This is a genomic window from Archangium sp., assembly GCF_057119385.1.
On record NZ_DBNGVP010000152.1, the window covers coordinates 1 to 21,416 of the forward strand.

Annotated in this window: 17 protein-coding genes; 12 read left to right on the forward strand and 5 right to left on the reverse strand. The window is 69.5% G+C overall.

Features of this window, described 5'->3' with window-relative positions; genetic code table 11:
- Window positions 1-625: 625 nt before the first annotated feature.
- Window positions 626-763: a hypothetical protein gene (locus AC16DP_RS35705; protein ID WP_329735246.1), complete on the reverse strand. Its 138-nt coding sequence runs from the start codon at window positions 761-763 to the stop codon at window positions 626-628.
- Window positions 764-1,440: 677 nt separating this feature from the next.
- On the opposite strand from AC16DP_RS35705, the gene AC16DP_RS35710 reads away from it, so the two are divergent.
- The 6 genes from AC16DP_RS35710 (at window position 1,441) to AC16DP_RS35735 (ending at window position 7,497) form a co-directional block, all read left to right on the forward strand.
- Entirely contained in the window at window positions 1,441-2,043 is a 603-nt protein-coding gene (locus AC16DP_RS35710; RefSeq protein ID WP_329735247.1) for a hypothetical protein, read from the forward strand.
- Between the two features lie 36 nt (window positions 2,044-2,079).
- The gene (locus AC16DP_RS35715) at window positions 2,080-2,727 is read left to right on the forward strand and encodes a restriction endonuclease subunit S (RefSeq protein ID WP_329735248.1); all 648 of its coding nucleotides are present in this window, start codon (window positions 2,080-2,082) and stop codon (window positions 2,725-2,727) included.
- Window positions 2,708-4,174, forward strand: coding sequence for a class I SAM-dependent DNA methyltransferase (locus tag AC16DP_RS35720; RefSeq protein WP_329735249.1), 1,467 nt, complete (start codon window positions 2,708-2,710; stop codon window positions 4,172-4,174). Before AC16DP_RS35715 ends, AC16DP_RS35720 begins: the two co-directional genes overlap by 20 nt.
- 261 nt (window positions 4,175-4,435) lie before the next feature.
- Window positions 4,436-5,977, forward strand: a complete 1,542-nt coding sequence (locus AC16DP_RS35725) for a phospholipase D-like domain-containing protein (RefSeq protein ID WP_329735250.1) — start codon at window positions 4,436-4,438, stop codon at window positions 5,975-5,977.
- 201 nt (window positions 5,978-6,178) lie between these two features.
- The gene (locus tag AC16DP_RS35730) at window positions 6,179-7,228 is read left to right on the forward strand and encodes a hypothetical protein (RefSeq protein WP_329735251.1); all 1,050 of its coding nucleotides are present in this window, start codon (window positions 6,179-6,181) and stop codon (window positions 7,226-7,228) included.
- 83 nt (window positions 7,229-7,311) lie between these two features.
- A complete protein-coding gene (locus AC16DP_RS35735; protein WP_329735252.1) occupies window positions 7,312-7,497 on the forward strand; it encodes an SEL1-like repeat protein in 186 nt (61 codons plus the stop codon).
- Window positions 7,498-7,601: 104 nt separating this feature from the next.
- On the opposite strand, the gene AC16DP_RS35740 is transcribed toward AC16DP_RS35735, so the two are convergent.
- Entirely contained in the window at window positions 7,602-8,069 is a 468-nt protein-coding gene (locus AC16DP_RS35740) for a tetratricopeptide repeat protein (RefSeq protein ID WP_329735253.1), read from the reverse strand.
- Window positions 8,070-8,168: 99 nt separating this feature from the next.
- Between AC16DP_RS35740 and AC16DP_RS35745 the strand changes: the two genes are divergently transcribed.
- The 6 genes from AC16DP_RS35745 to AC16DP_RS35770 all read left to right on the forward strand — a co-directional run bounded on the left by AC16DP_RS35745 (window position 8,169) and on the right by AC16DP_RS35770 (window position 15,663).
- Window positions 8,169-8,762 (forward strand): hypothetical protein, encoded by a 594-nt coding sequence (locus tag AC16DP_RS35745; protein ID WP_329735254.1) that lies wholly within the window; start codon window positions 8,169-8,171, stop codon window positions 8,760-8,762.
- 61 nt (window positions 8,763-8,823) lie between these two features.
- Window positions 8,824-10,353: a prolyl oligopeptidase family protein gene (locus tag AC16DP_RS35750; protein ID WP_329735255.1), complete on the forward strand. Its 1,530-nt coding sequence runs from the start codon at window positions 8,824-8,826 to the stop codon at window positions 10,351-10,353.
- Entirely contained in the window at window positions 10,332-10,565 is a 234-nt protein-coding gene (locus AC16DP_RS35755; protein ID WP_329735256.1) for a prolyl oligopeptidase family serine peptidase, read from the forward strand. The genes AC16DP_RS35750 and AC16DP_RS35755 overlap by 22 nt, the downstream gene beginning before the upstream one ends.
- Window positions 10,566-10,898: 333 nt before the next feature.
- Window positions 10,899-13,169: a glycosyltransferase family 2 protein gene (locus AC16DP_RS35760; protein WP_329735257.1), complete on the forward strand. Its 2,271-nt coding sequence runs from the start codon at window positions 10,899-10,901 to the stop codon at window positions 13,167-13,169.
- A gap of 41 nt (window positions 13,170-13,210) precedes the next feature.
- Window positions 13,211-13,552: a hypothetical protein gene (locus AC16DP_RS35765; RefSeq protein WP_329735258.1), complete on the forward strand. Its 342-nt coding sequence runs from the start codon at window positions 13,211-13,213 to the stop codon at window positions 13,550-13,552.
- Complete coding sequence (locus AC16DP_RS35770) at window positions 13,549-15,663, forward strand: glycosyltransferase (RefSeq protein ID WP_329735259.1); 2,115 nt, start codon at window positions 13,549-13,551, stop codon at window positions 15,661-15,663. The genes AC16DP_RS35765 and AC16DP_RS35770 overlap by 4 nt, the downstream gene beginning before the upstream one ends.
- Before the next feature lie 8 nt (window positions 15,664-15,671).
- Here AC16DP_RS35770 and AC16DP_RS35775 read toward each other — a convergent pair whose 3' ends face one another.
- The 3 genes from AC16DP_RS35775 to AC16DP_RS35785 all read right to left on the reverse strand — a co-directional run bounded on the left by AC16DP_RS35775 (window position 15,672) and on the right by AC16DP_RS35785 (window position 21,298).
- The gene (locus AC16DP_RS35775) at window positions 15,672-17,189 is read right to left on the reverse strand and encodes a hypothetical protein (protein ID WP_329735260.1); all 1,518 of its coding nucleotides are present in this window, start codon (window positions 17,187-17,189) and stop codon (window positions 15,672-15,674) included.
- Complete coding sequence (locus AC16DP_RS35780; protein ID WP_329735261.1) at window positions 17,176-20,442, reverse strand: FkbM family methyltransferase; 3,267 nt, start codon at window positions 20,440-20,442, stop codon at window positions 17,176-17,178. The genes AC16DP_RS35775 and AC16DP_RS35780 overlap by 14 nt, the downstream gene beginning before the upstream one ends.
- A 187-nt stretch (window positions 20,443-20,629) precedes the next feature.
- Complete coding sequence (locus tag AC16DP_RS35785; RefSeq protein ID WP_329735262.1) at window positions 20,630-21,298, reverse strand: phytanoyl-CoA dioxygenase family protein; 669 nt, start codon at window positions 21,296-21,298, stop codon at window positions 20,630-20,632.
- Window positions 21,299-21,416 lie beyond the last annotated feature (118 nt).

Sequence of the window (21,416 nt, forward strand, 5' to 3'; positions counted from 1 at the left end):
GACCCGGTCCAAGAAGGGGGCGAAGTGAACCCCGGCCAGCGTCGCTGACGCTCCGACTGTTCCGCTTGCTCCGGAACAGGCGTTCCACTTCGTCCGGAACGAGTGTTCCACATCGCCGGAATACGCAGCCTCCGCAGAAACTCTCGTTCGCGTCCCATTTCCCCACCCACACATGTCAGGATGGCGCGCTACAGAAGGGCTCCCACAAACGTTCCAGGGGCCTCATGTGCCACTGTCCCCGTCTCCAAAATGTCTCCAAGACTGGAGGGGACTCCGGGCGACAGGTGGGACTGGTGAGGACTGCCCCGTGGACTCGAAGTGCCTGGATTCACTCACGATTGAGCGAAAGGCGTGCGCCGTCGCGGGTTTGGGGCACCCCGTGTCCACAGGTTCAAATCCTGTCTCCCCGACCATCAGAAGGGCGCGGAATCCTAGGAGAAATCCTCGGGTCCGCGCCCTTCGTCTTTCCGGGGCCAGAGGCCAGCGGCGAACGAGCGGCAAGCGGAGGGAGCCTGTTCTCGGCGGACACGGGGACGCTCGGATTCGACGAGCGCTCCTGGTGCAATGACCGGGAGGGCGAGAGCGCCGTGTGCCCCACGGTGGGAGATGCGGTCGGATTGCGGGCTCAGGTTGCCAGGTGGACGAACCAGGACGCAGTGAAGACGGTGATGGCCCAGTTGCTACGGGGAACTGCGCGCTCCAAGCCCACCTTCAAACAACGCTTCTCTTTCATGCCCTTCTCCTCGTTCTGAGACTTCTTCATGAGTGCGGTGAACTTCCACTTTGCATTCAAAAGAAGGGCCATCAAGACGCCTACGACTGCCATGGGAATCGAACCCACTGCACCTGCCAACCTGAACCCACAATCCCCCCCCCCGACAACCCCAGCATATATCGGGGATGGAACTGGCGCATGACTCCCCGCGGCTTTCCTCCGGCCAGGTTGGCTCGGGCGCCGTGAAGTCGAGTTGATCGAGGCCCTTGCGCAGGTCCTCCACGTCAAGGTGACCGTACACCTCCGTGGTGATGGCCGGGTCCGAGTGCGCCAGCTTGGTCGTACCCTTGCGCACGTTGCCACACCGGACGGGCGTGTTCTCCGCGCATTAGGCATTGACGGAGGGCGCCCAAGTCCCTACTGTGGTCCGTGTTGTTGTTCGTCGCGGATTAGGCACTCGCCGGGTGACCCCAAACGGGGGCGCGGTGGCGGAGCTTGGCACATGCCAACGGATCGGAGCGGCTGAGCTTCCAGCCTTCCTGAGGTCCAGGGGCGACGAATGTCGGAAACAAAAAACCCCGGGGTCATCACCAGCGCATGCGCATTGGGAGAGGACGACCCGGGGACGGTGCATCGAACCTATGTCGAACCCTCCGGGTGTGCAACCCATTTCCGCCGTGGCCCTGACGAGGGTCTTGTCGCCCCCTCGCCTGGAGGCCTATCGCTTGAGCCCGAGCGACACGCCCCGCGTCCTTATCGGGCGCTACCGGTGGAACGTGGCGCTGTGCATGTCGCTGTACGGGCCGCTGGGCTATCTGGAGGTGGCCTTTCGCAACAGCCTCCACGAGGCGCTCACTGCATTCAAGGGAACACCTACCTGGTACGACCTCACCCCTGCGTGGTTGTCGTCACGCGAGCAGGGGGTGATCGCGGCCGCGAAGACGGAGTTGGGAAATCGCGGCATGCCGCTGGAGCCCGGCCGTCTGGTGGCCGAGCTCAGCTTTGGTTTCTGGACCAGCCTGCTGAGCCGCTCCTACGAGCAGGTCATCTGGCCCTCGCTGCTGAAGCCCGTCTTCCCCCACATGCCCCGGCGGGGGCGGACGCGCCAGCGCGTGGCGGAGCGCATGCATCAGGTTCGCAAGCTTCGCAACCGGGTCTTCCACCACGAGCCCATCTGGCGCTGGCCGGACCTCCCCCAGAGGTATGCGGTGCTGGGAGAGACTATCGGCTGGTTCGAACCGGAGTTGAGCCGCATCCTGCCGGATGCGCACACCTTCAACGAGGTTCATGCCAGGGGCTCGACGGCGTTCGAGGTGGACGTTCGATGAGGGCCGCGCGCACATGTGGCGGCCACGGGAGGCGCCATGAGCCGCTCTGAAACACGGTGGCCGGTCCTGCCACTGCGCTCCGTGGTGGAGACGCTCTTCGTCGGGCTGCCGGTGTCCCGGCATCAGGCGAAGGAAGGTGAGAAGGCCATCCACGAGCCGGTGCTCAGCGTGGGAGACATCGAGGCGGGCCGAGTCGCTCCTCGCGAGGAGTTGGTCGCGGTAGGGCTGCGCCCGGGGTCGCTGGAGCGGTTTCGCATCCAGGTGGATGATCTGCTCGTCTCTTGTCGGGGCACCCTCCAGAAGGTGGCGCGCGTTCCGGAGAGCGCGGCCTCGCTCCTCGTCAGCTCCAATCTCATCGTGGTACGGCCTGGGGAGAAGCTCATGCCCGCAGTGCTCCTGGCCTTGTTCCGGAGCGCCGCGTGGCAGGGTCGATTGAAGCTTCGCGCCCGGTCCTCATCGGGACTCGTCCAGCTCACCGTCAAGGATCTGGAGGACCTGCCCGTTCCCCTGCCGCCTCGGGAGTTGCAACGAGATCTCGCGGAACTCATCGAGGCGGAGCAGGCGCACCATCAGGCCGCGCTCCGGGCCGCGGACCTGCGGCGCGCGTTGGTGGATGGAATGGTCTCGGAAATCCTGTTGCCAACCGGAAGGGAGGAACTGCCACATGAACCCGGCAATGACTGAGTGGGTGGGGTTGTTGTGGAAGGCCACGGATGTCCTCCATTCGAATGGGGCGGTTACGCGCGACTCGGCGGCGGGCTACGTCTTCCGCCTGTTGGTGCTGAAGTTCCTGAGCGACGTGACGGACGGGCCTCCCGCCTCCGGCGTGCCTCGGTTCGTGGTGTCCACCTTGGCCCGCTGGTCCTCGCTGCGAAGTCACGCCTCTTCTGGGCTGGGCGAGCACGTCAACGATGCCTGCGCAGTATTGGAATCGGCGAATCCATTGCTCAGGGGACTCCTGACGCAGGCGGATTTCAGTTCCATCAGGTTGGGCGACCCGCTGTTGGCGAACCTGATTCAGACGCTCTCGGAGCTTCCTCGTCTGAGTGGAGCGCTGTTATCGGATGGGAGGCTGGGCGAGGTCTCTGACGGCTTCCTCCTCCGGCTGGCAGAGACGGGCGGGCGCAAGGAGGGCGAATTCTACACGCCGCCATCCGTGGCCCGCCTCCTGGCGGAACTCCTGGAACTGCGGGCTGGCATGCGCCTCTATGACCCGGTCTGCGGCGTGGGTGGATTCCTCGTGGAGTGTGCGCGCCAGGTCGCGTCCCGGTCCGCGATGAGCTTGCCCCACGCGGCGGCCTCGCTCGTGCTGCACGGACAGGAGAAGAACGCGGAGTTGTGGGCCCTGTGCCGGATGAACCTCCTGTTGCACGGCATCGTCGATGCGCGCATCGAGCTTGGCAACGCACTCTGGTCACCCCTGATGACGGAGCAGGGACGACTGAACGAGTACGACGGGATTCTGGCGGATCCGCCGTGGAATCTTGACAACTGGGGCGCCGAGCGGGCCGGGGAGGATGCCTTTGGCCGGTTCAATCCGGTACCGCCCGCGCACAACGCGAATTACGCATTCGTGCAGCACTGCCTCGCTGGCCTCGCGGAAGGGGGAAGGGCGGCGCTCCTCCTGCCGCGCGGAGTGCTCTTCCGCAGTGGCGTCGAAGAGGACATCCGCCGCAAGCTGCTGGAAGAGGATCGGTTCGAAGCCATCATCGGTCTGCCTGGAAACCTGCTCTACGACGTCTCCATCGCACCCGTCGTGCTGGTCCTGAGGAAGGGCAAGCCCGCCGGCCGGCGCAAGCGCGTCTTGTTCATCGATGCTTCCGATGCCGGCGTGAAGAAGGGCAGACGGCGCGCACTGTCACAAGAGGACATCGGCACCATCGTGAAGGCGTTCCAGGGCTTTGGAGGTGACGAGCGCCAGGTGCGTGCGGTTCACCTCGATGAGATAGCCAGGCTCAACTGGAACCTGACCGTCGAGCGATATGTGAAGCGCGAGGACGAACGCGAGCACCTTGATTTGGACGAGCAGCTTGCCGCGCTCGCGGATGCCGAGCAGCAGCGCGACGAGGCCGCACGGCGCATGGATGCCGTTATCAGCAGGCTGAGGCGTTTCTCTCCTTCCTCCTCTTGAGGGCACCACCGTGGGTGGCAAGTAAAGCGGTGATGAAGCGGCCAGGCAGCCACGGGCGAGGAGGCCCACCCCCGGCGTTCAAATCCTGTCTCCCCGACCATCAGAAGGGCGCGGAATCCTTGGAGAAATCCTCGGGTCCGCGCCCTTCGTCTTTCCGGGGCCAGATGCTCGGCGTAGCCAGTCACCCCGTGACTCCTCGTGTCCACGAACTGAACGGCTCCGTCTGATAAGACGGTGCGTTCACTCCGAGAGCGAGGGGTCATGCCTCCGGTAACAACGACGCAGAATGCCGCCGGCCTCGTCCTGGATGGAGAGCGTTTCTTCACCCGGATGAAGGCCTTGCTGACCGCTGTCCGCCAGAGCGCCCCCAACGCGGGGACCTATATCCGCATGGCCTCGTGGTCCGCCGACAGTGAGTGTGAGGTCGGCGGGCCTGGAGACCGCACCCGTCTGATCGCCGAGCTGCGGGCGGTCGCGTTGGCTGGCCACAAGGTGGAGCTGATCCTCTGGCAGCCGAGCCAGTCGGATCGCGCGGTCAACGCCATGGCACGTGCCGTCCACACGCAGAACACGGAAGTCCACCGCCTGCTGCACGACACGATGAGTGGCCGCATCCGTGTCTACCTCGAGAGCTACAACGGGTGGGCGGGGACCGCGACCCACCAGAAGCTCTTCATCGCGTCGATCGCCGGGCAGCGCACCGTCCTCCTCGGCGGCATCAACCTCGAGAACCACTACTACTCCAATGATGCCCACCACCCGCTCGCCCAGAACTTCTGGCACGACACGGCCGTCGAGCTGAGCGGCCCCGCCACGACGGCCGTCGAGGCCGAGTGGGTCCGGCGCTGGAACAAATCGGGCATGGCCCTGACCGCCAACACGACCGCGCAGGCGGCCCATGCGGCGGTCGGCGGCGCTCCCGTGAGTGTGACCATTGCCACGACCAATACGGAGACCTCCACTCGCGTCAATGACATCCGGGACCAGGTGGTGGCCGCGATCGGCGCCGCCAACAACTACGTCTACCTGGAGAACTACGCCGTCTGCGACCCCGCCATCATCACCGCCTTGAGAACCCGGATGGCGGCCGTGCCTGCCCTCGAGGTGATCATCGTCGTGCCGCATGAGCTCACCGGGGATGACTACCCCTACCGCTACCTCATGCGGCACACCTGGCTGAAGCTCGCCTCGACGAACTTCCGCTCCCTCACCCTGCGCGTCCCCGGGATGCCCCTGCCCCGGAGCCTCCTGCGCGCCAGCCGCCCGCGGTGCACCGTCCGCGAGGACCCGAACGCGGGCAACCTGTCCCGGAGCGTCTCCTCCACTTTCTCCAACAGGTGGCTCGAGAACGATGCCCTGGTGTTCAGCGGCGGAGGCCAGGCAGATCAGGCCGTCAAGCTCGTGGACATCATCGACATGGACACGGACTTCCGTATCTATGCGCCCGTCGTGAAGAGCGGCGGCGCTCCCAACGCCATCTATGTCCACTCGAAGCTGATCCTCATCGACGACAGGATCCTGATCGTCGGTTCCGCCAACTGGACGTACCGCAGCATGGTCTATGACGGGGAGATCGCCGCCCTCATCGACAACCCGGCCATCGCCACCGCCGCGCGCACGGCGTTGTTCGGTCATTACAACGCGCCCACCGTGCTCACCCCCGCGAACTGGGCAGCCACGGCGGCGGCCAACGAGGCCGGCTTCGGCGCGCTCCCGAACGGGAGGCACGTCATCGTTCCCGTCCCCGAGACGAGCTTCCAGCGCACGCTCCCCGGGCACAGCGGCAACTTCACATGGTACTGAGCCCGGGGACCTGGGGCTGCAACACGGGCCCGCGTCCCCTTACCCCGTCCCGTGTCTCTCCGTTTCCCGTAGGCGGCTTCCGAGGGAGCGCCCGTTGGACATGGCGGCCCCTCCAGGGGGAGGCTCTCGTGGCCGGGCGTCGTTCCCGGCGTGGCCCGGGATTTGCCTCGGGCCGGACCATTGCTTCGTGCCGGGGATGTCATGATGAAACGACGTGATTGGATGCGCATGGTGTGCGTGGGTGGGCTCTTGCTGGGAGGGGGAGTGGGCTGCGACCTGCTCCAGTCGGCCCGGTCACCGGAGCTGAAGCTCCCCACCCGGTTCGTGGAGAAACGTCAGAGCGCGCAGGCGGGAACGCTGCAACAGGCGCTCACCTCCATCCAGGGCCTCTATTTCGGGGAATTGGAGCTGGTGGCCTATGACTACCGGCCCGGAGTGACCATTCCGCAGACCGGCCAGCACTTCGGGGGCAACGGCACGCGGGATTGGAGCTACTGGGTGGTGCTGCAGAGCGGACACGACGCCGCGCGCGACAACGTGCTCCAGCCGGGCCAGCAGATCGACATCAGCGCGCTCGACAACGGCTACTCCACGCCGCCCGAGCAGGACTTCGTCGATCAGGTCGGCAGCTTCGACATCGACCTCTTCGAGGTCTACCTCTACCGGACGGGTGTCATCTCCAACAACACCTACTACGGCATGAACGCGGACGGGAACGGCTCGCCGGTGCACCCGTTGCACAAGTATCCCGCGCTGGCCTCGCTGGACGACCACTTCTGCGCGCCCGAGTTCCCCGGACAGCCCTCGAACATCCAGGACGTGAATGTCTTCTTCGTCCGCTCGGACTGGTTTCCGCGGTCCGTCGTCGTCAACACCCGGCAGGAGGCCACCACCTCGCCGCCGCGGCTCGTCATCGACCACACGAGCATCCCGCTCACGCCGGACCAGGAGAGCCTCGTGCTCAGCCTGGTGAACAACGGCACCCAGCGCCGGTTCTACTCCAACCTGCTGTTCATCCCGTTCTCGGGCCCGGTGTCGGTGGACCTCACCGGCACGGGCACCCCGGTCGGCGGTGGCACCACGCCGGCGCCCCATCACTACGTGGCGGGCGACTTCCGCATCTCCGTCAACTTCGACCTGTCGGACATCATCGATGAGTCCGCCACGGACTTGAGCGTTCCCCGCGTCCGGTACAAGGGAGACGCCCAGCACGTGCCGTTCGGGCTCTCCGTCTCGTTCGATCCGCTCTGACGGGAGGCCGGCTCTCGGAGTCCTTCGTGAATCAAGCCTGGGGCCTCGAGTGCTGGGTGGGCGTCCGATGGGGTGTTCCGCTCATGAGGTGCCGTGCCTGCGAGCTGGGCAACGCGGATGGCTGCGCGGGGGTGGCCTCCCTGTACAAAGGGGTCCGCAATGGTCCCCCGGCGGACCTCTCGGTGGTGTTGAGCTTCTTCTCGCGCGCGTGCGACCTGGGCAAGCAGGAGGCGTGTGAGACGCTCCAGGGCCGCGCCGGGGGGCCCTGAAGCGGACCCCGCGCATCATTCTCGCCATCCGCTTCCGCTTGAATCAGTCCGGCGAGGATGCCGTCTCGTGGGTCCGAGCGCTTGCGCTCGATGAGTTCCTCCAGTCAGGGAGACGGCGCGTTCTCCGCCAGCACGCGATCCAACGCCTCCGCCTCCCGGCGCAGCTCCGGGTCCGCGTCCCGTGGCACCTTCGCCACGTGGGCGCGCGCGCGGGCCGGGTCCGTCTTCGCCAGGGCCATGGCCTGGTAGAGGTTCGCGCGGGGGTGCTCGGCGTGCGCGTCCAGCACGGGCGCCAGCACCTGCGCCGCCCGTGCGTCCTCGCCCCGCTCCAGCAGGGACATGGCCAGGTCGCAGGCCGGTCCCGGCTCGGAGGGGGCGCGGGCATGCGCGAACTCCAGCAGCTCCACCGCCCGGGAGCGCTCTCCCGCCAGGTCCAACGCGAGCGCCAGCCCGTGCATCACCTTCACGTCCCCGGGGGCCTCGTGCAGCGCCTCCTCCAGCAGCCGGCGCCCCTCCTCCACGTCTCCCGCTTCCAGCCGGGCCATCCCGTCGCGATACAGGTCCGTTCCCACCGAGGTCTCCTCGCACCACGCGGCGCGTCAATCACGGGTCCGCAACTTCCGGACGTCGAACTCCGATAATCCGAGAGGAAGCGTTCCCCGAAGGTTCCCATGCTCGTCCGCAATTCCCCAGTGTCGCCTCGCCGCCCGGTCAACTCCACTCCGGAGACGTCCGCCGAGGCGCCGTCCTCCGCCGTGGCCCCCCAGGCGCGTCCCGCCCCCCAGGACACGTTCACCGGCGCGGCGAGCGCGCTGCAGCGCACGGCGAAGGTGGGCGCCGCGCCCGCGGGCAACCACGGCACGCTGATGCGCGAGTACCTCACCGGTGCCCGCCCGCCTCCCGCCGACTTCGAGCAGGTCATGGGCTACAAGCCCTACGCCATCCAGACGAAGCACGGCCAGCGCATGCAGGATCCGTTCGGCGATGCCTCCGCCCCGGGGAAGATCGGCCCGGACAAGGAGTTCGATCCCGCGGCCAAGACGCACGACTACGGCTACGACCTGCTGCGCTACTACGCGAAGAAGGGCACGCCGCTCGGGCCCGAGGCGCGCAAGGCCGCCGATGCCCTCTTCCGCGAGGACCTCTTCCACTACGCCAATGACCAGAAGGGCCTGGGCAGCCGCCTCAAGTTCCGGGCCTGGGCGCAGATCTACGCCACCGCGGTGGAGCTGAACTCGCGCGTCCAGCACTACGGCCCTCCGTGATGTACCGCGGGCAGCGCTGAACGGGCTGGGCTTCTCCAGCGCGCCGGTGGAGGATCTCCGGATGCGGAACCTGGACCGGCCCCTGGCGTTTCCCACGGCGCGACGCGATCCGGAGAGCGGCTACACCCTGCATGGCAGGCGGTTCGACGACCCCTACGCCTGGATGGAGCGGCTCGAGGCCCCGGAGACCCAGGCGTGGATCTCCGCGCAGGAAGCCGTCACGCACAGCGTGCTGCGCGCGGTGCCGGGACGTGATGCGTTGAGGGATTTGGTGGCTCGCTCCGCGCGGTATGCACGGCTCTCCCCGCCGATTCCCGCCGGGCCGCACGGACGCGAGTTCCTCTGGCGGGCCGACGCCAGCGACGACAAGCTCAAGCTCATGCTCCGGCGCCACGAGGGCGCGCCGCTCGAGACGGTGCTCGACCCCAACACGTGGGCGAGCAACGAGGCCCTGGTGTTCGCCGTACCGTCCCCCGATGGGGCGCTGGTCGCGTTCGGCAAGGCCGTGGGCAGCACCCATGACGCGGTGATCCACGTGCTCGACGTCGAGACGGGGCGGCTGCTTCCCGACCGGCCCCGCGGGACGAGCCACGCGTCCCTGGCCTGGCGGCCCGATGCGTCCGGCTTCTTCTATGCGGCGTGTCCCGAGCCGGGCGAGGTGCCCGCGGGCGACGAGGCGCACTGGAACGCCATCTACGAGCACCGGCTCGGGTCGGGCCCGCCGGCCCGCCGCGTCTTCGGCGACGACCAGGTGAAGGAGTACTGGTGCTCCGTCAAGGTCAGCGAGTGCCGCCGCTTCGCCGTGCTCTCCAAGTGGGACTACGTGCACGCCAACGCCGTGTACCTCCTGCGCCTCGCCGATGACGTGCTCCTGCCGGTGGCTCCCGCTCTTCGGTCCCTCAATCAGGTGCAGGTGATCGGCGACTCGCTGCTCATCCACACCGACCTCGATGCGCCGCGTGGCCGGCTCTGCGTCGCGTCACTGACGGCGCCCACGGAGTGGCGGACGCTCATCCCCGAAGGCCCGGACACGCTGCAGACGGTCGCTGGCGTCGGTGGCCGGCTCTACGCCGTCTCCTCGCATGCGGCGTCCCATCGCGTGCGCATCCACGCCGGGGACGGCACCTTCCTCCGCGACCTCGTGCTGCCCGCCCTCGGCTCCGTGAATCGCAACGAGGGGGAAGGCATCGTCAGCGGCATCAGCGGCCCCTGGCGAGGCGACGCGGTGTGGGTGAGCTTCATGTCCTACGTGCAGGCACCCTCGGTCTATCGGTATGACTACGCGGCGGACCGCCTGGTGCCGTACCACGTCCCCGACGTCGGGCTCGATGCCTCCGAGTACGTGACGGACCAGGTCTGGTACGAGTCGCTCGATGGGACGCGGGTGTCGATGTTCATCATCCACCGGAAGGACCTGCCTCGCGACGGGCGCCAGCCCGTGCGTCTGAGCGGCTACGGTGGCTTCAACATCTCGGTGGAGCCGCGCTTCACCGCGCTCCAGGCCGCCTGGCTGAAGCTGGGCGGCGTGCTCGCCTTCGCCAACGTGCGAGGCGGTGGCGAGTACGGCCGATGGCCTTCGTGCCGGCGTTGAACGACCGGACCGCGCCGCCGCACGATCCCCTCAAGATGGTCGCCAGGCTCCAGGCGGAAGGCACGCGGGGCGGACCCTATTTCCTGCTGCCGCTCCGGGACTCGGGACACGGCGGTGGCACCACGCTGTCGGCGCTCATCGAACAGGACGCCGACGAGCTGAGCTTCTACTGCCAGGCGCTCGACGTCGTGCCCGTGGCGGCCACGCCATAAACACGGACCGACTGGCCAGACCGGGGCCCCCCCGGACCCGATCTGACCAGCCAGTGCCGTGCCCCCTCCGCAGGTCCAGCCCGGAGCCTCGCGAAAGGTTTCCGGACGGACTGCCCTCACGGACATGGAGCCGGTGACCTGGAAAATCATGCAGAAAAATCCATACGCGATGGGATGTGGGGCAATGTGCCCTGACTCCTGGAGGACAGCGGAGCGGCCAGGCGCACGCCGCGCTTCCACGTGGCGCGGGCCATGCCGCGGTGCACCAGCGCGAGTTGACGGGGTAGGGGGGCCGCTGTAACTGAGCCGCCCATGTCCCAATCCCCTGGTGAAATGTCCTGGCTTGCGCCCTTGCGCGTGCTGGCGGACGTGGGTCTCCCGGGGGTGCCTGCCTCGCATCGTCACGGCGTCCGGGGGCGGCTCGTCACCACGGCCAAGCAGTGGGTGCTCGGCGGCCTGGCGCCGTTGCAGCGCGAGCTGTTGGCCGCTCAGGGGCGCTTCAACGCGGCGCTCGTGGAGGGGCTGGAGGGACTCCCCCGTCTGCGCGAGCTTCCCGTGCGCACCCGGCTGCGCGAGCTCGCGGAGCAGGCCACCCGCCCGGCGCTCGGGCCCGCGTCCGCTCCCGTCGCCGCGCTCCGTCTCTCCGGCAGACAGGTCATCGAGCGTCAACGCGATTGGAACCGCGCCGCCATCGAGCTGCTGCTCGAGGCCGGTGAGGCGTGGCCGATGGGGACGGAGCCGCTGCTCGCGCGGTGCGAGGCCCTGGCGGGCCGGGCGGATGTGGTCGGGGAGTTCCTCGCTGGGCCCCAGGACAGGCTGCTGCATCCGCTGTGGCAGGAGTTGATGCGCCGTCAGGTGGCCTTCAACCACGGCTTCGTCCAGGCGGTGCGCCGGTGGATGGGGAGCGCGCGGCCGATGCTGGTGATGCCCGCCCCCGAGGTCTACGAGGCCTGGTGGCGCGCGCGCGAGCCCGGGGAGATGGCGGCCGCGAACGCGGCACTCGCCGGGCTCGAGCGGCGTCCGACCATCAGCCTGGTGACGCCCGCGTACAAGACGCCCGTGCCCATGCTGCGCGCGTGCATCGAGTCCGTGCTGGCCCAGTCCTACCGGGACTGGCAGCTGTGCATCGTGGACGACGGCTCGCCCTGCCGTGACGTCGAGCGGACGGTGCGCGAGTACGCGCGGAGGGACTCGCGCATCGTGTTCCAGCGCATGCCGGACAACGGGGGCATCGCGCGGACCACCAACGCGGCCCTCGCCCTGGCGAGCGGCGAGCTCATCGGCTTCCTCGACCACGACGACATGCTGGCGCCGCACGCGCTCGCCGAGGTGGCGCTCCACCTGGAGGCGCACCCGGACACGGACGTCCTCTACTCGGACGAGGACAAGCTGGACGCGCAGGGCCGGCGGTACGCGCCCTACCTCAAGCCCGGGCCGTCACCGGAGCTGCTGCGGGCGCTCAACTACGTGTGCCACTTCCTGGTGGTGCGCGCGACGCTGCTGCGCGAGGTGGGAGGCATCCGTCCGGGCTTCGAGGGCGCGCAGGACCACGACCTGGTGCTGCGCCTGCTCGAGCGCACGCCGCGCTTCGCCCGCATCCCCCGGGTGCTGTACCACTGGCGCACGCACCCCGGCTCCACCTCGCACGACGCGAGCGCCAAGCCCGCGGCCTCCGAGGCCGGACGCCGGGCCGTGGAGGAGCACCTGCGCCGGCTTGGGGTAGCGGGAACGGTGGAGACCCCCTCTCCGGGCATCTATCGCGTCCGCTACCCGGTGCCGGACACGCCCCGGCTCTCGGTGCTCCTCGCCGGGCCCGGTGAGCCGTCCGAGGCCGGGCTGCGCACGCTGCTGGCGCGCATCGACTGGCCGGACTGGGAGCTGATCGCCGTGTGCGAGCCGGACAGCGCCCGGGCCCTGGAGGCATGGGCGGCCACGGAGCCGCGGCTTCGGCTCTGCTCGCCGCAAGGGGCGAACGGCTGGGCGGCCCGGTGCAACCGCGCGGCGCGGGAGGCCACCGGCGCGCTGCTGCTCTTCCTGGAGCCGGGGCTGGAGCCGGCCGGGCCCGGTTGGCTCGAGGAGCTGGCCTCGCAGGCGCTCCGTCCGGACGTGGGCGTCGTGGGCGGCACCGTGCTGCGCAACGACGCCCACCTGGCGTGCGCGGGCCTCTTCCTCGACGCGAGCGGGCACGTGGCCCCGGCCTTTGGCGGCCTGCCGGACCCCGCGCTCACCGCCTTCGGAGGCACCCATTGGCCACGCAACCTGCTGGCCGTGCCTGGCGCGTGCCTCATGGTGCGCCGCGAGCTCTTCGAGGCGCAGGGCGGCTTCGACGAGGGCTTCTCCGAGGGCGGGGCCGATGCCGACTTCTGCCTCCGGGTGCACGGGACGGGAAGACACATTCTCGGCACGCCCCATGCGCGGATGGTGCGGCACGAGGGCGGTGGTGCCGCGCCGCTCCCGGAGCAGGACAGGGCCCGGCTGCGCACGCGCGCGGCGGAGCTGCTCGTGGCGGGAGACCCCTTCTTCCATCCGAACGTCGAGGGGATTCTCCCGGAGTGGTGCCAGGTGGGCAGGAGCACCCGGCGGGCCGGGGGCTCGCTGGAGTAAGACCCGCGTCGCCCGAAGTTCAATCATTCAGGAGCGGAGCCGTGGCACAGCAACTCGGAGATGAGGCGCAGCAGGCGGGGGGCGAGGCGGAGAAGGCGTGTGCCCGGTGCCAGGCGTTGCAGCGGGAAGTGCGGGAGCTGCGCGAGGCGAGGGATCGGGCACTGGAGGACCTGGCGCGGGCGCGCGAGGAGGTGAACACCCTGCGGCTGTTGCGCGCGCAGCAGGGCGAGCCTCCTCCCGCCGCTCCCGCAGAGCCGGAGTCGCTGCCGCTGCGCTACGTGCTGGTGGATCAGCTCAACCTGCAGCTCAAACGCAGGCTGGGCCCGCTGCACGTGGGCACCCGGCGGCTCATCCGGCTGGTGAAGGGCGGAGGCGACTCGTGAAGCCCGCGGGGCCGGGCGTGCGCCAGGCGGATGTCGTCATCCCCATCTACGCGGACGTCGCGCTCACCCGCTCGTGCATCGAGTCGGTGCTGCGCCACACGGGGGAGGCGCTCGGCACGCTCATCCTCGTCAACGACTGCTCTCCGGACCCGGAGATGGCGCCCATGCTGCGCGAGCTGCGCGAGCGCCATTCCCAGGTGGTGTTGCTGGAGAACGAGCGGAACCAGGGCTTCGTCGGCTCGGCCAACCGGGGCATGTCGGTGCGCACCCGGGACGTGGTGCTGCTCAACAGCGACACCCTGGTGACCGGGGGCTGGCTGACGGAGCTGCTGGAGGTGGCCTACAGCAGCGATCGCATCGCCGCGGTGGTGCCGCTGTCGAACAACGCCACCATCTGCTCGGTGCCCGCCTTCTTCGGCGAGACGAAGATGGAGGTGTTGCAGGGCACGGAGCTGCGGTTGGAGGAGCTGCGGCCCCGGTTCAGCGAGCTGCCCACGGGCGTGGGCTTCTGCCTGCTGCTCAAGGACGTGGTCCTGAACATGCTGGGCGGGCTCGATCCGGTGTACGGCCGCGGGTACAACGAGGAGAACGACTGGTGCCTGCGCGTGCAGCGCAGCGGGATGAGGGTGGTCCGCGCGAATCGGGCGCTCGTCTATCACCTGGGCTCGGTGTCCTTCGGTGAGGAGCGCAACGAGCTGGAGCGGCGCAATGCCCGCATCCTGCTCGGGCGCTACCCGCACTACACCCGGCAGGTGGGCGACTTCAGTGGCACGCTGGAGGCCCAGGTGGCCGCGCACTACGTGAAGCGCCGGCTGGGCAGGGTGTCCGTGTGCATCGACGGGCGCCACATCCTCGGCGTCCGGGTGAACGGCACGGGCATCTACGCGGCCGAGCTGGTCAAGGCGCTCTCGGCGCACACGCAGCTGGAGCTGTCGGCGAGCGTGCGCACGGAGGAGCAGCGCGAGCTCTTCCAGTCCCTGGGCATCCCCCTGGTGGAGGGGGAGAAGCTGCGGCCCGGCACGCAGGTGCTGCACCGGCCGGCGCAGGTGTTCCAGCCCGAGGAGATGCGCTTCCTGCTGGAGGCTCCGGCGCACTCGGTCATCACCTACCAGGATCTGATCGCCTACCGGGCCGCCACGGCGCATCCCCACTACGACATCTACCGGAACTACCGGGCGCTCTCGTTCGCCCTGCTGCACGCGGCGCAGGCGGTGATCGCCATCTCGGAGCACAACCGCCAGGAGATCCTCTCCGAGTTCCACCTCCCCCCGGAGCGCGTCCACGTCGTCTACCACGGGGTGGACGCGGAGACCTTCCGGGCACGCGACGAGCGGGGCAACCGCCGGGTGCTGGAGTCGCGCGGCATCTCCGGGCCCTTCTTCCTGTACGCCGGCAGCGATCACACGCACAAGAACCTGCGGCTGCTGGTGGAGGGCTACCAGATGTTCCGGGCGCGGTGGCGGGGCCAGACACCTCCGCCGTCGCTCGTCTTCATGGGGCCGTGCTCGCAGGTGAAGGGCGCGCTCTACCGGGAGACCCTCTGGCCGGAGGGGGTGATGTACCTGGGGCTGCTGCCCGCGTCCGAGGTGCGGGTCTTCTTCCAGGAGGCGCTCGCGTACGTCTACCCCACCACCTACGAGGGCTTCGGCCTGCCGGTGCTCGAGGCCATGGCGGCGGGGACGCCGGTGCTCTGCTCCAGCCTCACCTCGGTGCCCGAGGTCGCGGGCGATGCGGGGCTGTACCTGCGCGAGTTCTCCCCGGAGGAGATGTCCCGGCGGCTGTCGGAGCTGGCCACGGACGCCGGGCTGCGGCGGCGGCTGGTGGAGGCGGGCCACGAGCAGGTGAAGCGCTTCACCTGGAAGGAGACGGCCCGGCGCACGGAGGCGGTGTACCTGTCGGCCATCGACGGCACGCCGGAGGTGTCGCTGCACCAGAAGCAGGCGCTCTCCACGCTCTTCGCACGCTCCCTGGACGCGGAGGCGCGGGCCCGGGCGGCCGAGCAGCGCGTGCGCGAGCTGGAGGAGCAGCTCGCGGTGGCCTCGCTGCCCGGCTTCGGGCTGGTGGAGCCGCTGGTGAAGGCCGTGGCCCGGCGCAAGGCGAAGCGCGAGTAGCGGTCGCGCTACTGCGCCACGGAAGGGGGGCGGCGGGTCCAGACCTGCCCGACGACCTCCCGGTACTCGAGCTCGCCGGTGTGCTGGTAGCGGGTGCCGCAGGCCTCGAGGGCCGCGGCGGCGAACGGACGGTGCGTGTAGTGGGCGATGACGAGCACCCGGGGCGCATCTCCGAGCCGCTCGCACACCTCCGGCCCTTCCTGCACGCCCGAGATGGGGATGGCGCGCTCGTCGGCGTCCGGCCCGAAGAAGGTCTCCAGGTAGTACCGGTAGACGGAGAGGTTCGGTGCCCAGGTGTAGAGGAGGGCCGAGGACGCGTCGCCGTGGGTACGCAGCCAGCGCGTCACCTCGCGGTACCCGTTACGCTCCTTGGCGTAGTAGCTCCGCACGTCCGTGACGGAGCTGGCGACGAGGAGTGCGAGGGGGATGGCCACGATGCTCACGCGCGAGAAGGCGGCCGCGAGCAGGAGCCCGGTGCCCAGGTACACCGTCGGCAGCAGATAGAGGTAGTAGCGCGGGTGCAGCATGCCAGCCCGCATCGTCACGAACCCGATGAGGCTCGCGTATACGGTCGAGAGCACCAGGAGGGCCAACAGGGTCCGCCACACCCCGGCCCCCTCGGTGCTTCGCCCGAAGAGGCGCCGGCCGGCCGCGAGCAGCAGGGCGGCCCCACCCAGGAGCAGGACCCAGGTGCCTGGCAGCTCGAGCACGCACTGGAGCGCCCCGCGCAGCGCCTCCTGGACACCGAACTCGCGCCAGCGCACGCCCCCCTTCGACGTGAGGAGGATGGTGTGCGCGTTCAGCACCAGCCAGGGGACACACGCGAGCGGCACGAGGGCGAGCCGGGCGAGCGCGCGGTAGCGCTTCGTGTGCAGGGCGGCCACTCCGTAGCTGCCGAGCAGCAGCGCGCAGAAGACGGTCGCGTTGTAGTGCGTGTGGCAGCCCAGGATGAAGAGGCCGAGCTCCCCGTAGCCAGGCAGCTCCGCCTGGGCGAAGCCGGTGCGCCAGCGCTCGAGCCAGCGATCCGCGAGGATGCCGGTGAAGAGGGCGCCCAGGCCGTAGGCGCGGCACTCCTGGGAGTATTCGATGAGCGCGACGGACACCGCGCTGATGACCAGCGTGCACAGGTACGCGCGCCGCATGAAGGGCTCGCGGGCCTTCATGGCGCGGCGCGCGAGGTAGATCAGCCACAGGCAGCCGGCGAGCGCGCTCACCAGGCGCAGCGAGAACTCGCTCGAGCCCAGCACCGTCACCACGGCCTTGGTGAGCAGCTCGTACAGGGGCGGGCTCTGCTCGCCGCCCTTGGCCGTCCAGAACGAATCCCCCGGGGTGACCTCGAAGACGCTGACCCTCCGGAAGCTCGAGTGGCCCCACTTCAGGGGGTGCTGACGCACCATCGACGAGGTGAAGAGCTCGTCGGTCCAGAGTCCGTCGTGGCCGAGCTCGTGGAAGCGCAGCACGCAGCCCGCCGCGAGCAGCAGCGCGAGGGTGATGAGCCATGCGCCACGATGCTCAGTTCTCGCCACCACGGGCCCTTCTCATCAGCCACTTGCTGAGGGCGTGCACCGCGGGCAGGTGGGACTTGATGGCCTCGTTGGCCCCGTCCGCCAGCTTGTAGCGCAGCGGTGGTACCTCGATGCGCGGGGCGGGCGGAGGCGGGGGAGGAGGCGCCATCATGTGCACGATGCGGCGCCGGGCCGGCTCGGGCAGCCGCCGCACGGGCAGTGCGGGGACCTTCACCCGGGCCGCCAGCGTGGGGTAGGCCCGCTCCAGGTACGCGCCGACCGTCAGGGTGCGCGCGTGCTCCCGGAGTGCCTCGAACCTGGGCGCCATGTGCGGGCGCAGCTTCAGACACGCCTCCACCGCGGCGACGAGCGCCGAGGGGGTGAGCGCCTCGAGCACCTCGCCCACTCCGAACCTGCGCACGACCTCGGGGGGATTGCCCGTCGGGCCGACGACCACGGGCGCGCCCAGGTCCAGCGCGGCCTCGAAGGTGGTGAACGAGAACGTCTCGGGCCACACCGCGGCGATGGTGACGACGTCGGCCGGGAACCGGGCGGCCAGCGCCCGCAGCTCCTCGGCGCCGCGGTAGCGCCGGTGCGTCACTCCCTCGGGAAGCGGCATGCCGAGCTCACCCCAGATCTCCACGGCATGGCCGCGGCGCGTGAGCTCCTCCACCGCTCCGCTGAAGAGCCGCCCGCCCTTCTCCGGGGTGAAGGCCCCGAGGTAGACGACGCGCTTGCGCGCCTCCCCGGACTCGGAGGTGGGCCGCGCCGGGGGCAGGCCGGGCTCGGAGAGCAGGAAGTTGGGCGCCACCTCGATGCGGTGCTCCAGGCCGCGCGCGAGCGGCACGCCGGAGGGCTCCGCCACCACCTCGAACGCGCGCAGCAGCGTGCGCCGGGCGGCCTCGGAGGGCACCAGCACGCGGTCGAACTGCGCGATGAAGCGGGCCTGGACGCCGCGCCACGCATCCATCGTCATCTCGCGGAAGCCGTGCTGCGTGGTGAGGCAGTCGTTGCACGCCGTCAGGTTCTCCGGCACCCCGCAGAACGCCCCGTTGGACATCATGCGGATGGAGGGACAGCCGGCGTAGTAGTCGTGCAGCGTGAGGAGCTTGTGGGCGTGGGGCACCAGCGCGGGCGCCTGCAGCATCCAGTGCGGCCAGCCCAGCGTGTGCTGCACGTGCAGCGTGTCGATCTCCGGCGCCATCACCTTGAGCAGCGAGAAGACCGAGTCCTTCTCGAAGCGCTCCTTGAAGAGCGGCTGGGGTGTGGCACCCCTCCTCCCGGGCACGTAGCTCGCCAGGACCGCCTGACCCTCGGGGTTGGGGTAGAGGTGGAGCACCTCGGCCCGGCCCGACTCGAGCAGGGCCTGGGTGAGCGCCATGGTGTGCCGCTCGGTGCCACCCCCGAAGTACGCGGGGTCCGTGTGCAGCACGAAGAGCACCGTGGCCAGTCCGTCCCGGACCTTCTTCTGGCGGCGCACCGCCCACATCGCCTGCAGCCGCTCGGCGTGGTGCGGGTCACGCTGGAGGTAGTCCTGCACGTCCCGGTCGTACGAGGGGTGGAGCCGGTTGAGCAGGGCCAGGTTGTGCTGCAGCTGCTGCTGCTTGACGCTGTTGCCGAAGGACACCGAGCCGTGGTGGTAGACGAAGGCCTCGGTGGTGATGAGGTTGAGGAACCCCTTCTTGGCCGCGCTCTGGCACCAGTGGTTCTCCTCGCCGTAGCCCTTGCCGAAGATCGGATCCAGGCCGCCCACCGCGTCGAGCGCCTGCTTCGTCATGTACATGCAGAAGCCGACGCCGGAGGGGGCGGGCACGGGGGCCGACTCGATGCGGGCCTCCTCGATGGCGCGCGCCACCAGCTCGGGCGGGAGGCCCGGGAAGAGGTCGATGCCGTCCGGCCAGTTCCAGATGCTGGCGATGGTGCCGTTGTTCGTCAGCGGCGTCACCGAGGCCACGTTGGGCGAGCGGTCCGCCACATCCTGCAGGATGGCGAAGACGTTGCCGTGCACCTGGGTGTCGCTGTTGAGGATGATGACGTCGGTGCCGTTGGGCCCGTAGGCGCACGTGTCGAGGCCGCGGTTCACCGTCCCGATGAAGCCCAGGTTCCGCTCGTTCGTCAGCCGCGTGACGTCCGCGCGCTCGAGCAGCGGCTCGCGCAGGAACGCGGCGACGCGCGGGTCCGGCGAGGCGTCGTTGATGAAGATGAAGTGGAGCAGCTCGCCAGGCGCCGGGTAGGTGGTGAAGAGCGAGTGCACCAGCTGCCGCAGATCATCGTGCCCGTTGTACACGGGGATGATGACGTGCACCTTGCGCTTGAGCACGGGCCGCCCGGACGCCTCGCCGGACTGGCGCGCCGCGGTGACCTGTCGCTCCAGCTCCGCCACCTCGCGGCTGAGAATCTGGGCGCGCTCGGCCGTCTCGACCGTCTCGCCATACCGCGTGGTGCGCAGGAAGGCGCGCGAGAGCGCGTCCAGGTCCGGCACCGGGGTGAGGAACGGGAGCTCCTGGAGCAGGGGACGCAGCTGCGCCGCGCGCTCGCGGGCCACCAGCAGGAGGTTCGTCTCGTGGGCCGCGCCGAAGCGGTTGTCCGCCCGGTGCCGGACGTTGCCCGGGTTGAAGGCGGGCGGCGCGTGGAGCCAGGCCTCGTACTCCCCGGCGACCTCGGTCACCAGCTCCCAGGCCTTCTCGATGGAGTTGCACTCGGCGTACACGAGGGGCCGGCACCGGGCGAGCGTCTGCTTTCCGCCCCGGAGGACCGCGCGCTCCCACCCCTCGACATCCAGCTTCATGAGCGCACAGCGCTCGAAGCCGTAATCGTCGAGCGTCCGGGTCTGGATCTCGATCGTCGTGCCGCCGGCCTGGAGCGCGGCGAGCCCCGAGTTGTGACGCTGGTGGTAGTCGGGCACGGACAGCATCGCGCTGCCGGCGCGCTCGGCGAGCGCGACCTGCTCGCAGGTCACGTGCGTGAGGCCATTGGCGTGCACGTTGCTCCGCAGCAGCTCGAAGATGACCGGCTGCGGCTCGAAGGAGACCACCCGGCCCCCCGGACCCACCAGGGCGGCGAACCCGAGCGCATGCGTCCCCACGTTCGCGCCGATGTCCAGCACGTGGTCGCCGCGGTTGAGCAGCCGGGCGAACAGGTCGAGCTCGTGCTGCGCCCACTCGCCATACATCTCCAGGGAGACGCCAACCGGGTCGTCGTTCCGGAAGTGGCGCATCGTGCCGTAGCGCGTCTCCGAAACGAGCAACTCGTCCGCGAATGCTTCAAGGGCCACCGGTAGCGTCTCCTGCAGGCAGTGCTGGGGGGCGGACATCTACCTGCAAACGTGGGGCGCCAACAAGGTCCGCACCGTTGCCATCCCCCCCGGGTGGCGGTGTGGGGCTCGCCGGAGCCATGGCCCGGAGCGGGACCCGACGAGGGCCCGCTCTCCTGCCTGCCCGGGGACACCGATTCCAGCGGACTCAGACGATTCGCTTGATGATGTGCTTGAGCGGGACCGGAACGTGCGGCTCGAGCGCCTGGAGCCAGTCGGCATCGACCAGCGGCTCGGCGGCCTGGGCGGCGGCGGCCACGGGCTGGGGCGAGACGACGGTCTCCGGCTGCAGCGCGTAGTGCACGCTGCTGTAGTAGCAGCCCTCGCGGTACTTGACCTTGGTGCGACGCTCGGGGGCCCACGAGTAGTAGTGCGGATCCACGTCCACCGGGCACAGGTGGGTCACCAGGCTGCGGCGGGTCACCGCGGGATCCAGGTGCGTCAGGGGCGAGCCACCGTGGGCGAGGTCGGCGTGCCAGATGAGCGCGTCGCCCTTCTTCGGCCGGAAGCGCCGCAGCGGCAGGCCGCGCGCCTTCGACTCCTCGTGGAGGTAGCGCAGGAAGCGGTCGTGGATCTCATGGCCGTCCCGGCCCACGTCCCAGTGCTTGGTGCCCGCGCCGAAATCGTACTCGGGCAGCCGGTGGCTCCCCTCGTAGTAGCTCAGCTCGCCGGAGCCCTCCTGGATGTCCTCCAGGGCGATCCACACGCCCGCGAACTCCAGGGGCGAGGCCGTCACCACGTAGGCGGTGTCCTGGTGGATGGCCTGCTGGGAGCCCACCTCGAAGGAGAGGCTCTGGAACGCGAGGATGTCGATCATCAGGACGCAAACGACAAAAACGGCCGGAGAGGGGGACGGCATGCTCGATGGTGACGTCCTCCCCCAGCACGATGACCCGCTCGACGAGCAAGCGGACGAGGCGTTGGCGCCCGGCGAA

Bases quoted from the DNA above. Each gene is read 5' to 3' on its own strand.
- AC16DP_RS35785 (WP_329735262.1), bottom strand. From the start codon at position 21,298: ATGATCGACATCCTCGCGTTCCAGAGCCTCTCCTTCGAGGTGGGCTCC.
- AC16DP_RS35720 (WP_329735249.1), top strand. From the start codon at position 2,708: ATGAACCCGGCAATGACTGAGTGGGTGGGGTTGTTGTGGAAGGCCACG.
- AC16DP_RS35750 (WP_329735255.1), top strand. From the start codon at position 8,824: ATGCGGAACCTGGACCGGCCCCTGGCGTTTCCCACGGCGCGACGCGAT.
- AC16DP_RS35755 (WP_329735256.1), top strand. From the start codon at position 10,332: ATGGCCTTCGTGCCGGCGTTGAACGACCGGACCGCGCCGCCGCACGAT.
- AC16DP_RS35735 (WP_329735252.1), top strand. From the start codon at position 7,312: ATGAGGTGCCGTGCCTGCGAGCTGGGCAACGCGGATGGCTGCGCGGGG.
- AC16DP_RS35705 (WP_329735246.1), bottom strand. From the start codon at position 763: ATGAAGAAGTCTCAGAACGAGGAGAAGGGCATGAAAGAGAAGCGTTGT.
- AC16DP_RS35715 (WP_329735248.1), top strand. From the start codon at position 2,080: ATGAGCCGCTCTGAAACACGGTGGCCGGTCCTGCCACTGCGCTCCGTG.
- AC16DP_RS35745 (WP_329735254.1), top strand. From the start codon at position 8,169: ATGCTCGTCCGCAATTCCCCAGTGTCGCCTCGCCGCCCGGTCAACTCC.
- AC16DP_RS35760 (WP_329735257.1), top strand. From the start codon at position 10,899: ATGTCCTGGCTTGCGCCCTTGCGCGTGCTGGCGGACGTGGGTCTCCCG.
- AC16DP_RS35730 (WP_329735251.1), top strand. From the start codon at position 6,179: ATGATGAAACGACGTGATTGGATGCGCATGGTGTGCGTGGGTGGGCTC.
- AC16DP_RS35725 (WP_329735250.1), top strand. From the start codon at position 4,436: ATGCCTCCGGTAACAACGACGCAGAATGCCGCCGGCCTCGTCCTGGAT.